General features: G+C 64.5%; 9 protein-coding genes. 5 read left to right on the top strand and 4 right to left on the bottom strand.

Going from position 1 to position 13,363, the window contains the following annotated elements:
* Positions 1 to 5: 5 nt before the first annotated feature.
* A complete protein-coding gene (locus VEC01_RS20440) occupies positions 6 to 4,175 on the bottom strand; it encodes a YhdP family protein (RefSeq protein ID WP_324902763.1) in 4,170 nt (1,389 codons plus the stop codon).
* Positions 4,176 to 4,345: 170 nt separating this feature from the next.
* On the opposite strand from VEC01_RS20440, the gene glnE reads away from it, so the two are divergent.
* Positions 4,346 to 7,084: a bifunctional [glutamate--ammonia ligase]-adenylyl-L-tyrosine phosphorylase/[glutamate--ammonia-ligase] adenylyltransferase gene (gene glnE / locus VEC01_RS20445; protein ID WP_324902764.1), complete on the top strand. Its 2,739-nt coding sequence runs from the start codon at positions 4,346 to 4,348 to the stop codon at positions 7,082 to 7,084.
* Positions 7,085 to 7,123: 39 nt separating this feature from the next.
* On the opposite strand, the gene lepB is transcribed toward glnE, so the two are convergent.
* From lepB to tkt, 3 genes are all read right to left on the bottom strand, one after another.
* Positions 7,124 to 7,810: a signal peptidase I gene (gene lepB, locus VEC01_RS20450; protein WP_324902765.1), complete on the bottom strand. Its 687-nt coding sequence runs from the start codon at positions 7,808 to 7,810 to the stop codon at positions 7,124 to 7,126.
* Between the two features lie 82 nt (positions 7,811 to 7,892).
* On the bottom strand, positions 7,893 to 8,903 hold the full coding sequence (gap, locus tag VEC01_RS20455; protein ID WP_324902766.1) for a type I glyceraldehyde-3-phosphate dehydrogenase: 1,011 nt from the start codon (positions 8,901 to 8,903) through the stop codon (positions 7,893 to 7,895).
* A 14-nt stretch (positions 8,904 to 8,917) separates the two neighbouring features.
* Entirely contained in the window at positions 8,918 to 10,915 is a 1,998-nt protein-coding gene (tkt, locus tag VEC01_RS20460; protein WP_324902767.1) for a transketolase, read from the bottom strand.
* Here tkt and VEC01_RS20465 point away from each other — a divergent pair.
* The 4 genes from VEC01_RS20465 (at position 10,914) to VEC01_RS20480 (ending at position 13,291) form a co-directional block, all read left to right on the top strand.
* Positions 10,914 to 11,162 (top strand): hypothetical protein, encoded by a 249-nt coding sequence (locus VEC01_RS20465; protein WP_324902768.1) that lies wholly within the window; start codon positions 10,914 to 10,916, stop codon positions 11,160 to 11,162. The genes tkt and VEC01_RS20465 overlap by 2 nt on opposite strands.
* A 4-nt stretch (positions 11,163 to 11,166) precedes the next feature.
* Positions 11,167 to 11,892 (top strand): 16S rRNA (uracil(1498)-N(3))-methyltransferase, encoded by a 726-nt coding sequence (locus VEC01_RS20470; RefSeq protein WP_324902769.1) that lies wholly within the window; start codon positions 11,167 to 11,169, stop codon positions 11,890 to 11,892.
* A 111-nt stretch (positions 11,893 to 12,003) separates the two neighbouring features.
* Positions 12,004 to 12,423: a YidB family protein gene (locus VEC01_RS20475; protein WP_324902770.1), complete on the top strand. Its 420-nt coding sequence runs from the start codon at positions 12,004 to 12,006 to the stop codon at positions 12,421 to 12,423.
* 40 nt (positions 12,424 to 12,463) lie between these two features.
* Positions 12,464 to 13,291 (top strand): M90 family metallopeptidase, encoded by an 828-nt coding sequence (locus VEC01_RS20480; protein ID WP_324902771.1) that lies wholly within the window; start codon positions 12,464 to 12,466, stop codon positions 13,289 to 13,291.
* The last annotated feature ends 72 nt before the right edge of the window (positions 13,292 to 13,363 follow it).

Raw genomic sequence — 13,363 nt, forward strand, 5'->3', positions numbered from 1 at the left:
CCTCCTCAACTGTTTCCGCTGTTGCGGACCACCTCGCCGGCCGGCGGAGTGGGCTTGCGCACAAGTTTGGTGACGACCGGATCCTTCCACGGGCCGGTCACTTCGTACTCGAAGGTGAAGGCTTTCATCAGGGGATCGCGCAGGAACAGTTGCGCAAGGAAGGTACCCACGCCGATTACCGGATTGACGGCCAGGCCGTACACGACGGAAGCGGCGCCGACATTGATCTCCGGGATGACCACCACATGCAGGTTTTGCGCTTCCTTCGCAATGTCGGCTGTGCCGTCCATCAGGACGGTCGCCGACAGCCCGCGCATCTTGAAGTTGTCGGTCTTCACCACGCCCTGGTTGATCGCGGCCGACGCGGTCACGCCGTCAAACGCAAAACCCTCCGAAAACACGTCCCGGAAATCCAGCGCGAGACGGCGCGGCAGCGATTGCAGGCTGAGCACGCCGAGCAGTTTCGCGGCCGCCGGGTCGACCTTCAGGAACTGGCCGGACGCAAGATTGAGCGTGAGCTGGCCGTTCATGCTTGGAATGTCGAGCGAGAACGGCAGACCTTTCCAGTTGACGTCGCCTTCCATCTTGCCCCTGCCGCCGCGCAGCACATTGGCAAAACCGAAGCGTTCCAACAGCTTTCCGGCGTCGGCGATATTGAGCGAATAATTCAGGCTCGACAGGTTGTCGCCGTCGCGGCTGGTCCATTTGCCGGTGGCCTTCAGTTCCGCATCCGCATTGACAATTGACAATTTGCTGATGCGCCATTCGCGGCCGGTAAAGCCGCGCCCATTCTGCGCCACCAGTTCCAGCTGGCCGAACTTCTTGCCGAACAACTCGAAGTTTTCGGCAACGATGTCCACCGCCGGCATTTGGGTCGTGCTGTTCTTGCCTTCGAGCAGGTCGCTGACGTCGCTGGCAGCGGTCTTCGGGATGATCAGCGACGCCAGCCGCGCGGTGACCTTGCCCAGTCCCTGGGGCGACTCCACCCAGGTCACATAGCCGGACGCCTGTTCCGAATCGATGTTGGCCTGCCACGTCCCCTTCTCGTGCGAGGCGCCGACGACCACGTTGTCCAGCTTGCGGTCCATCACGGTCAGTTCGGTGGCGCGCGCGGCCAGCACGTCGGGTTCGATGTACTGCGCAATCGACAGCTCGTCGGTCTTGCGCGTCTCGGCCTGCCTGCCGCCGGAGGAAACGACGGAGGTAAGCGCGCGCCGCCACGCATCCATGTCGAGCGATTTCATGGAAACGTTCGCGATCAAGCCGTTGTCCGGCATCGGCGCCGGCATGTTGACGCCGATGCCGCCGCGAACCACGCGCCATTCGGCATCCTTGTCGTTGGCCTTCTGCCGTTCGTAGCGGGCGGCGATCGGCCCCAGCGAGAGCTTCATTTCGTCGCGAGACATCAGTGCGTCGCTTCCCGGCAGTCCGGCGAGTTCGAACCGCAACGGCAGGGTTTCGCTGGCAGTCTTGCGCAGCGGCGCGGGAAAGTCGAGCGCGATGCCGGCCAGGCTGGATTCAACCAGGATATCAGGCTGCCCATTGCGCACCCGGATGGTGGTGCTGTAGCGGGTCGATCCGTTGATGCGCTCCGACGAGCGCTGCGTGAGCGGGGTTGCGTACACCTTGCGCACGCCGTCCGCGGTCAGCGTGCCATCCGCCTTCACGAGGATATTGCCGTCGCGCTGGGTGCCGCCGGATATCGTCACCGGCCCGCCGAGGAAGCCGGCCCTGATGCCGGCGATCGCGAAGCCTTTCTCGTCGAATTCAAGCTTGCCGATCGCGCCGGACAGTGGCGGAAGAATATTGCGCAGCGTGACATTGTTGCCGGCAAATTGCAGACTGCCGTTCACCTTCGATTCCGCCATCCGCTGCAGCGGCAATTGCAGCTTCAGCGCGAGCCTGGCGTTGCCGGTTGATTTCGTCTCCTCGGTGAAGTGCGAGATCCACCCGCCTACCGGACTGTCGTTGGTAAAACGCACGAAACTCTGCAGCGGCCCGGCCGCCTCGCCGTCGACCAGTAGCACCGCGTCGTGGTCAGCCAGGTCAGGAATGGCGACCTTCACCCGCGACAGGTTGGTGCCGGCGCTTTTCGCGCTTTCCGCGAAAATGTCCATGCGCGCGCGATCGAAGGCGATGGTGCCGTTGATCTGCTCGATCACCGGCCAGGCCGGCGACTTGCCGTCCCTGGCCAGCATCCCCGGCGCATAGTTCAGCTTGCCGTTCTCGATCCGGCCGGCGATGCTGAATTCGCCCTTTTGCCGGTCGTGCTGCGCGTGGAACGGGAACTGCGACAGCTCGCCCTTCAAGCGCAACTTCACATCCTTGACCGCGCCGCCGATGAGCGCGCCGGTCAGCCACTGGCGCAGCTCGTCGGGCGTCTGCAGCGGCAGATAGCGCCCGACCTTCAGCAATTCCAGCCGGTTCAGGCGGCCGGTCACGTCGATCGTGCCCATCGGCTTGCCGGGCTGTTGGTTCAAGGGCATCAGGTGCTTGCCGGTGAACGAACCGGCCAGGTCTTCGTGGATGAAGTCCATTTTCTGCACGTCGACCAGTACCTGATCCTTGCCCTGGAAGGCCCAGGTTGCCTGCATGTTCAGCCGTTCGAGCGGCAGCAACGGGTCGTCGAAATAGCCGTGCAGCTGCAGGCTGGCCTTGCTCGAGGCGAGGTTGACGCTGCCGCCGCGGTCGCTCGCATCCACCCAGCCGGTCAGGTTATCGAAGCCGGGAATCGCCGGCACCGCCGCCTGCGCGGGCGTATTGCCGCTCTTTGGGCGGGCTGCGCGCGCTGCCTGCGGCTTGAGCGACAGGCCCGCGAACTGGCCGCGGACGTTATAGCTGGAAATGCCGGGATAGGTTCCCTGCCAGTGCGCGGCAAAATCTCTCAGGACGCCGCGCGGCCCGAGGTCGGCCAGCATCTGGCGCTGCTCGGCCGGCAGCGGCAGCCGCTCGGCGAAGTTGGCCAGCGTCTCGAGGTCGAGCAGCTTTGCGCGGATTTCGGTCTTGCCGGGGCGCCCCGGCCGGGAGGGGGTGTAACTTTCACTGATCGTGGTGCGCGGCAGGAACAGGCCGTCGTCGGTCTGCAGCGTGAAATCGGTCAGGGAAACCGCGTGGCCGTTCTCGCCGAAGGTGGGCGTCGCGTCTTCGCTGTCGCGGTTGAATTCCTCGCGCACCGATATCCGTCCGCTGACCTCGGTCAGGTTCATCAGCTCCAGGTCCTTGCGCAGCCGGGTCGAGACATTGCTGAGCGTGAGGTCGGCGGTGAAATCGGCAACCCTGGCACGGTCGAAGCTCAGCCAGGCGCGCACCGAGCCCTTCCCCCTTTGCATCTCGACCGGGTAGTCGAAGTAGGACTTCCACACCGCGAGGTCGGTGTCGCGCAGGTCGGCATAGAGTTCGCCCTTCCATGCCGCCGCCTCCGAGATCCGGCTCGCGAACGGCGGATGGCTGAACGAGGCGCGGACGTCGAGCGGCGCGGCGAACGCTTCCGGCGGCGTCGCCCGCAGCGCGAGGCGGTGGTGCCGCCACTCGTTGTGCAGCACGAAGTCGACGTTATCGAGCACGAGTTCAGGCGCGGCGCGCTTGTAATCGTTCCAGCGCAGGCGGCCGTCGCGAATCACGATCTCGCGTTGCGACAGCACCCAGTCCGCCCCCTTGCCGTCGCCGGACTTGCCCATGTCGACGAAGATGCCGGCGACATAGAGCTTGCCGTCGGCATCGCGCCGCACGTCCATGTCGGGATGATTGATTTCGAGCTGCTGCAGGCGCAGCTCGCCCGCCGCGAGGGTCCACCATGACAGCGTGGCCGACACGTTCGGCAGCGTCAGCGACGCATTGCCGAACTTGTCATGTATGACCACGGTGTCGAGCGACAGCCGCGGATGCAGGCCCGACCAGGAGGCGCGGATGTCGCCGATCGTGACCTTGTTGCCCACCGTGCGGGAAGCAAGGGTCTCGACCTCCGGCTTGTAACTGTCGATATGCGGCAGGACCACGTACCGCAGGCCGAGCACCAGGATGCAGAAGAGGAAATAGGCAAGGATCGTGACCTTGAGCAGCGCGCCGAGCAGGTGGCGCGACGCGGTGTTGGCGATCCGATAACATTCCCTGATCGCATACCAGCAGGCGATAGCGCGGACGGCGATCTGGCGTGGAATGTATTTGGCAATGAACATCAATAAGAACAGCGGAAAACAGGCAGCGTACAATAGGGTCGGCGCGATAATGCAATCGAAACAAGTGACATGTTCGCACGGATATCACCTGCATGGAAACGAAGGCAGCGGCCCAAGGACCACCGCCGCGGCGCAAAGACTTCCCCTGATCGACACTCCCTTTTGATATTGTGACCCCATCCTATTTGACCAGTAACATTGCATCGCGGTTCTTCGCGCGATGGCTGAATGCAGATCCGGCGCGCGCAGGCATGTTGGCGGAGCTTGTCGAATTATCCATGACACCGGCCGATTTTGCCCGGCTTTTACAAAAAGAAACAGAGGCCGGCATGCCGCTGCAGAGGGCGATGCGGCGCGTGCGCAACCTCGTGATGTGCACCCTGATCGAACGCGACCTGACCGGACGCGCCACCCTTGACGAAGTGCTCACCACCATCAGCACCTTCGCCGACTTCGCCGTGCGCAGCCATGTCGACGCGCTCCACGCGGAACTGGTGCAGGCGCACGGCACGCCAACCGGGGCGGAGTCCGGCCAGCCGCAGGAGCTGATCGTGCTGGGCATGGGCAAGCTGGGCGGGCACGAGCTGAATGTCTCTTCCGACATCGACCTGATCTTCGTGTACCCGGAAAACGGCGAAACGCAAACCACCTCGCCGGAACAGCGGCAGCTGTCGAACCATGAATTTTTTGTCAGGCTGGGCAAGAAGCTGATCGGCGCGCTGTCCGAGATCACAGAGGACGGGTTCACCTTCCGCGTCGACATGGCGCTGCGCCCCAACGGCGGATCCGGCCCGCTGGCGGCCAGCTTCGCAATGGTGGAAGAGTACCTGCTGGTGCAGGGGCGCGAATGGGAGCGCTACGCATGGGTGAAGGCGCGCGCGCTGACCGGCCGCGCCGCCGACATCGAGACGCTGGAGCAGATCGTGCGGCCCTTCGTCTACCGGCGCTATCTCGATTTCGGCGCGATCGAGGCGCTGCGCAACATGCACGCGCAGATCCGGGCCGAAGTCGCACGGCAGGAAGCACGCCACCCTGGCCGCACCAACAACGTCAAGCTGGGACGCGGCGGCATCCGGGAAGTGGAATTCCTGGCCCAGGTGTTCCAGCTGATCCGCGGCGGCCGCGACGCGTCGCTGCGCGACCGGTCGACCCGCAGAACCCTGAACACGCTCGCCGAAAAGAACCTCTTGACCGCCGACGAGGTCGGCCGGTTGCTGGAGGCCTACACCTTCCTGCGCAACCTCGAGCACCGGCTGCAATACCTCGACGATGGCCAGACCCATACCCTGCCAGCCAATCCGGACGACCGGCTGACGGTGGCGAAGATGATGGGATTCACCGATGTCGAAGCGCTGCTGGAAGAGCTGGACGCGCAACGCGCGGTGGTCGCGGCGCAGTTCGATGCGATGTTCAGCGACAAGAGCGGCGGCACGCCGCAGAATCCCGAAGCCGACGAACGTGCCGCGGCAAATGTGCTGACGGACCACGACGGCCAGGAAGCGATCGAAGCGCGCCTGGCGGCACTGGGCTTCGATGACGTGCCCGACGCGGCAAAACGCCTGCTGCTCACCCTGCAGTCGCCGAAGCTGGCCTCGCTGCCGGGTGCGAGCCGCGGCAAGCTGGTCGCGCTGGTCAACGCTGCACTGCCGCTGATTGCGGAACACTCCGAGACGCGCCGCGCGACGCTGGGCCGGCTGCTGGATTTCTTCGAGGCGATCGCGCGCCGCGCCGCCTATCTCGCGCTGCTGACCGAGTATCCGCATACGCTGGGCCGGGTGATCCGCATGATGAGCGCTTCCGACTGGGCGGCGAAGTACCTGACGCGCCACCCGATCCTGCTCGACGAACTGCTGGAAGACCACACGCTGAAGGCGGCGCCGGACTGGACTTCGTTCGCCGCCGAGGTGCAGCGCCAGCTCGATGCCGCAAACGGCGATACCGAGCACCAGATGAACGTGCTGCGCGACCTTCACCATGCGCAGCTGTTCCGCCTGCTGGCGCAGGACCTGGAAGGCGCGCTGACGGTGGAAAGGCTGGCCGACCACCTGTCCGCGCTCGCCGACATCCTGGTGGAGGCGACCATCAGGGCGGTCTGGCAGACCCTCCACAGCCGGCACCGCGAGGTGCCGAAATTTGCGGTCGTCGCCTACGGCAAGCTCGGCGGCAAGGAGCTCGGCTACGCGTCCGACCTCGACGTGATCTTCCTCTACGACGATGACGACCAGGAAGCGCCGGCGCTGTATGCGAAACTGGCGCAGCGCTTCATCACCTGGATGACCAGCCACACGCCGGCAGGCATCCTGTTCGACATCGACATCGCGCTGCGGCCGGACGGCGCCAGCGGACTGCTGGTGTCGCGGCTGTCGGCGTTCGAGAAGTACCAGACCGATAATGCATGGGTGTGGGAACACCAGGCGCTGACCCGCGCGCGCTTCTGCGCGGGCGACGCGGCGATCGGCGAACGCTTCGAGGCGATCCGGGAGCAGGTGCTGCGCAAGCCGCGCGAAGAGCAGGCGCTGCGGCGCGAAGTAAGGGCGATGCGCAGGAAGATGCACGAGGCGCACCCCAACCGCTCGGTGCTGTTCGACCTGAAGCACGACGCCGGCGGCATGATCGACATCGAGTTCATCGTGCAGTACCTGGTGCTGCTGCATGCGGCGCGCCATCCGCAGCTGACCGCGGACATCGGCAATATCGCGCTGCTGAAACTGTGCGGCGAGCTCGGGCTGATCGACGCCGGGCTCGCGCTCGAGGTATCGGACGCGTACCGCCTGTTCCGCAAGCTGCAGCACAATATCCGGCTGCAGGGGAACGACCGGGCACGGGTGGAGACAGAACGCGTCGCGCGGCAGGCGGAGCGGGTGCAGCAGCTCTGGGCGGCGACGCTCGGCGCGGAAGACGCGGCCTGACCGGGGCAGCCGGGCGCGCACGTCGCCCCCGGCTTGCCGCTACGGGGTCGCGAGCGCGGTGCCGAAGCGCTCGAGGCGCGGCAGGAAGTAGCGGTCGGTATCGAGCGAGAACGCGACGCGCTTCACCTGCCCGGTGATCAGCTCGCGCCGCACGAAGCCGATGTAGCGCGAGTCCTTGCTCGCGTCCCGGTTATCGCCGAGCATCAGGTACTCGCCCGGGGGAACGGTGACCGGGCCGAAGGAGCGCAGTGCCGGCCGCTGCGGCATCACGATGATCGGGTGGCGCTGGCCGAGGATCTGTTCGGTCAGCACGAGCTGCTGCCCCGTGTAGTCGGGCGCAACCCGCGCCGCGACCTCCCCGGCCGCCGGCGCATAGACCGCCTTCTCGCCGTTGACGACCAGTTCCTCGCCGCGCATTTCCACCACGTCGCCGGGCAGGCCCACCACGCGCTTGACCAGGCGCACACCGTCCTCGGGGGAGGTGAAGGTGACGATATCGCCGCGCTGCGGGTCGGCCAGGCTTGTCACGATCACATCGGTAAACGGCAGTTTCACGTCGTAGGCGAGGCGGTCGGTGACGATGCGGTCGCCGATCATCAGCGTCGGATACATGGAGCCCGACGGCACGCCGTACCAGTCGGCGACCGCGCTGCGCACCAGCACCATGCCGAACAGGAAGAATACAAAACCCTTGTTGCCCTTGAACCAGCTCTTGAGTTGACGCATGCCACCTCCATGTCGAAGAGGCAACCAATATAGCAAAAAAAAACGCCCCGGCCAGCGGGGCGTTTCAAAGACATTTGCCGTATTACTTCGCGGACATCAATGCTACGGTGGTGTCGAGCATGCGGTTGGAGAAGCCCCACTCGTTGTCGTACCAGGAGGAGACCTTCACCAGGCGGCCGGACACCTTGGTCAGCGTCGCATCGAAGTTGCTCGACGCGTCGTTGTGGTTGTAGTCCACGGAAACCAGCGGATCGGTGTTGTAGGTCAGGATGCCCTTCAGCGCGCCGTTGGCCGCATCCTTCATGATCGCGTTGATCTCATCGACGGTGGTGTCGCGCGCGGCAACGAAGGACAGGTCGACGATGGACACGTTGATGGTCGGCACGCGGATCGCGTAGCCGTCCAGCTTGCCGTTCAGTTCCGGCAGCACCAGGCCGACCGCGGCGGCGGCGCCGGTCTTGGTCGGGATCATCGACTGGGTGGCGGAACGGGCGCGGCGCAGGTCTTCATGCATCACGTCGGTCAGCACCTGGTCGTTGGTGTAGGCGTGCACGGTGGTCATCAGGCCGTTCACCACGCCGATCTTTTCATGCAGCGGAGCAACCAGCGGCGCCAGGCAGTTGGTGGTGCAGGAGGCGTTGGAGATCACGGTGTCGGATGCCTTCAGCACTGCCTGGTTCACGCCGTAGACGACGGTCGCGTCCACGTCCTTGCCGCCCGGCGCCGAGATGATCACCTTCTTGGCGCCGCCCTTGAGGTGGGCCGAAGCCTTTTCCTTGGTGGTGAAGAAGCCGGTGCACTCCAGCACGACGTCGACGTTCAGCTCGCCCCACGGGATCTGCGCCGGGTCGCGCTGCGCGAAGACCTTGATCTTGTCGCCGTTGACGATCATGAATTCGCCGTCGACTTCAACGGTACCCGGGAACTTGCCGTGCGCGGTGTCGTAGCGGGTCAGGTGGGCGTTCGATTGCGCATTGCCCAGGTCGTTGATGGCGACGATCTGGATGTCGTTCTTCTTGCCGCCTTCGTAGTGAGCGCGAAGGATGTTGCGGCCGATGCGGCCGTAGCCGTTGATTGCGACGCGAATGGTCATGGTTTTCTCCTGAGTTATTGAGCTAAAACCGATTTCACCTTGGCGACGACGTTCTCCGTCGTGAAGCCGAAGTGCTTGAACAGCACACCTGCCGGCGCCGATTCGCCGAAGGTGTCGATACCGACTACGCCGCCTTCCAGGCCGACGTACTTGTACCAGAAAGAAGTCACGCCCGCTTCGATCGCCACGCGCGGCAGCCCCTTGGGCAGCACGCTGTCCCTGTAGCCGGCGTCCTGGCGGTCGAACAGGTCGGTGCAAGGCATCGAGACGACGCGCACCGGGATGCCCTGCTTGCCGAGTTCATCAGCGGATTTCAGCGCCAGCTCCACTTCCGAGCCGGTGGCGAGCAGCACCGCCTTCGCATCGGCAGCGTCGCGCAGCACATAGCCGCCGCGGTTGATCGCGAGGATCTGCTCGGGCGTGCGTTCGACGTAGGGCAGGTTCTGGCGCGAGAAGATCAGCGTGGTCGGGCCATGGCGGCGCGCGACCGCGTGTTTCCAGGCGATTGCGGATTCGACCGTGTCGCAGGGCCGCCAGTTTTCCAGGTTCGGGATCAGGCGCAGGCTGGACACATGTTCGACCGACTGGTGGGTCGGGCCGTCTTCGCCGAGGCCGATGGAATCATGGGTGAACACGAAGATCGAGCGGATCTTCATCAGCGCGGCCATGCGGATGGCGTTGCGGCTGTAGTCGGAGAAGGTCAGGAAGGTGCCGCCGAACGGGATGTAGCCGCCATGCAGCGCGATGCCGTTCATGATCGCGCTCATGCCGAATTCGCGCACGCCGTAGTTGATGTGGTTGCCCGCCTTGTCGGCGCGTACCGCTACGCACTCCTTCCAGTTTGTCAGGTTGGACCCGGTCAGGTCGGCGGAGCCGCCGAGGAATTCCGGCAGCGACGGCGCCAGCGCCTGGATCGCGTTCTGGCTGGCCTTGCGCGTCGCAATGGTTTCCTTCTTGTCGACGCAGGATGCGATATAGGCGTCGATCACGCCGTTCAGCTTGCCCGGCAGCTCGCCCTTCATGCGGCGCAGCAGTTCGCCGGCTTCCTGCGGATAACGCTCGCCGTAGGCCTTGAACAGCGCGTCCCATTCGGCTTCGCGCTTGGCGCCGGCGGCCTTCGCATCCCATGCCTCGTAGACATCGGCCGGGATCTCGAACGGCGCATGCGGCCAGCCGATCGCTTCGCGGGTGGCGGCGATTTCCTTGTCGCCCAGCGCCGCGCCATGCACGTCATGGGTACCGGCCTTGTTCGGGCTGCCCTTGCCGATCACGGTCTTGCAGCAGATCAGGGTCGGCTTGTCGGATGTCTTCGCAGCCGCAATCGCCGCTTCCACCGCTGCCGCATCGTGGCCGTCGACATCGCGGATCACGTTCCAGTTGTAGGCTTCGAAACGCTTCGGCGTGTCATCGATGAACCAGCCCTCGACGTGGCCGTCGATCGAAATACCGTTGTCGTCGTACAGCGCGATCAGCTTGTTGAGGCGCAGCGCGCCGGCGAACGAGCAGGCTTCGTGCGAGATGCCTTCCATCAGGCAGCCGTCGCCCAGGAATACGTAGGTGTAATGGTTGACGACGTCGAAACCGGGCTTGTTGAATTCCGCCGCCAGCAGGCGCTCGGCGAGCGCCATGCCGACCGCGTTGGTGATGCCCTGGCCGAGCGGACCGGTGGTGGTTTCCACGCCCGGCGTGATGTGCACTTCCGGATGGCCGGCGGTCTTGGAATGCAGCTGGCGGAAGTTCTTGATCTCCTCCATCGGCAGGTCGTAGCCGCTCAGGTGGAGCAGCGCGTAATGCAGCATCGAGCCGTGACCATTGGAAACGACGAAGCGGTCGCGGTCGATCCAGTGCGGATTGGCCGGGTTGTGGCGATAGTGCTTGCTCCACAAGGCGACGGCAATTTCAGCCATGCCCATCGGCATGCCGGGGTGACCGGAATTCGCTTTTTGCACGGCGTCCATCGCCAGTGCGCGAATCGCATTGGCCATCTTGCTGGTGGGGAGAGAAGAAGTCATGTCAAATCTGGATATGTGGCGGGTCTTCGAGCTGATTCCATTCCTGTATGGAACAGAGGATGCAAAGCCCGATATTTTACCAGACTGCTCCAACCGGATTTACAATCGGAGCCGTTCCCTTGCGCCAACCCGGTATGAATTGCCTTTCGGCAGCAACCGCCGCCTGCCAGCAAGCCCGGGGGGATTGCCATTCGTGAAACAATTATTCCCGGCTCCGGCCCGCCAACAACAAGCCCAGATCGAGTGACTGCATGCCGCGTTTCTTCTACCCCGGACCACTTTCCGTCGGCGCCACCCTCGCCCTGCCCGAACATCTTGCGCATCACGTGCTGGTGCTGCGCCTGCGCGCCGGCGATACGCTCACCCTGTTCAATGGCGAAGGCGGCGAATACAGCGCGACGCTGCTCACAATGGAAAAGAAGCATGCAACAGCCGAAGTGAAAGCGTTTTCGCCGCGCGAAATCGAACTGCCGTATTCGCTGACGCTGGCCCAGGCGCTGCCCGAAGGCTCCAAGATCGACTGGATCGTCGAGAAAGCGGTCGAGCTCGGCGTGACCGCGTTCCAGCCGATCGCCGCGCAGCGCTGCGTGGTACGGCTGTCACCTGAACGTGCCGAAAAGAAACTGGCGCACTGGCGCTCGATCGTCACCGCCGCCGCCGAGCAATGCGGGCGCAACCGCCTCACGCAGGTCGGGGAGCCGGCCGATTTCCATGAATGGGTCCGGCAGCAGAACCTGCACCAGCGCATCCTGCTGTCGCCGCGGGCGGAACAATCGCTTTCCGACTGGGCGCGTCACCATCCGGCGCAGGCGGTGGCCCTGCTGATCGGCCCGGAAGGCGGCTTCACCGCGCAGGAAGAGGAAGCTGCGAATACGCACGGCGTGCTCACGCTGTCGATCGGGCCGCGCGTGCTGCGCACCGAGACCGCCGGCCTGGCTGCGGTCGCCGCGCTGAATGCGGTCTGGGGCGAGATCTAGCCCAAAGTCGCCCTGATTCTATCCGGATCAAACATCCGGCCGATTCCCTCGCGGCACGCCGCCGTTTCTTTTATGTTGAGGTTTTTCACCTGCGTAATCAGGAGGAACGCGATGGGAATACTCGACAAGGCGATCGAGATGCTCGGCGATAATCACCTGCCCATGATGGATGCCAGGACCCGGCTGCTGCAGGCGGCGCTGTCGCTGGTCGCGAACAATGGCCAGACCGGCGGGCTGCATGGACTTGCGGAGCGTTTCGCCGAGGCCGGCATGGGCAACCTGGTCCACTCCTGGATTGGCACCGGCGAAAACCTGCCGGTGAGCGGCGCGCAGCTGCAACAGGTATTGGGCGACGGCCATTTGCAGCAGATTTCCGAAGAGACCGGCCTGAGCGAGCCGGAAGCGGCGAACCAGCTGAGCGACATGCTGCCCGACCTGGTCGACAAGCTGACCCCGGACGGCCGGATCCCGCAAGGCGGCGCCGGCAACATGAGTGCCCTGCTCGACCACTTCCTCGGCCGCTACCACTGAAACTTGTCGCAGCGGAGCAATATCCGCCACAATGCGCGGTATGCAATGGCTACGACAACTGTTCACCCGCGACAAACCGCAGATCCCGGAACCGCTCTGGCAGGATTGCCTGGAGCGGCTGCCTTTCCTCGACCGCCTCGATGCCGGGGAGCGGCAACGCCTCAAGCTCTTGTGCGAGGACTTACTTGCAAGAAAAACATTCACCGGCGCGGCAGGATTCGAACTGACGGATGAAGTGGCGGTCCTGATCGCAGCCCAAGCCGCGCTGCCGGTGCTCAATCTCACGCTCGACCTGTACGACGACATGGCGGGCATCATCGTCTACCCGTCTGCATTCGTCATTCCACAAAGCGAAATGGATGAAGCCGGCGTCGTGCATGAATGGCATGAACCGGCGTCCGGCGAGGCGGTGCATGCCGGTGGCGCGGTCGTGCTGTCCTGGGAAGATGCGCAGGAAAGCAATGCTCCCGGATATAACGTCGTCATCCATGAGTTCGCACACAAGCTGGATATGGCCAGGGGCGCGGCGAACGGCTGCCCGCCCTTCCTCGCGGCGTTTCACCGGGAAATCGTGCCGGCCGGGTGGCGCCAGGCTTTTTCGGCGGCCTACCAGGATTTCGTGCGGCGGGTGGATGCGCTGGAGGCCCGGCTGCCCGAGGATTACGACGACGACCGCCCGGACGACGCGGCGCTGTACGACGAACTGTTCGGCGAACTGCCGCTCGACCCTTACGCGGCGCGGCATCCGGCCGAATTCTTCGCCGTCGCGTCGGAAGCCTTCTTCGTGCTGCCGCAGCCGCTCGCGGAAGACTATCCGGAGATCTACCGCCTGCTCGCGCTGTACTACCGGCAAGATCCGCTGCGGTAAACCTCCCGTTGCAGGGCGGAAAACCGGCGGAAAGCATTTATAATCATGGGTTTTCCGTTACCCCTCCGGATC

Origin of the sequence: Noviherbaspirillum sp., assembly GCF_035627455.1 — a bacterium.
Taxonomy (GTDB): domain Bacteria; phylum Pseudomonadota; class Gammaproteobacteria; order Burkholderiales; family Burkholderiaceae_D; genus Noviherbaspirillum.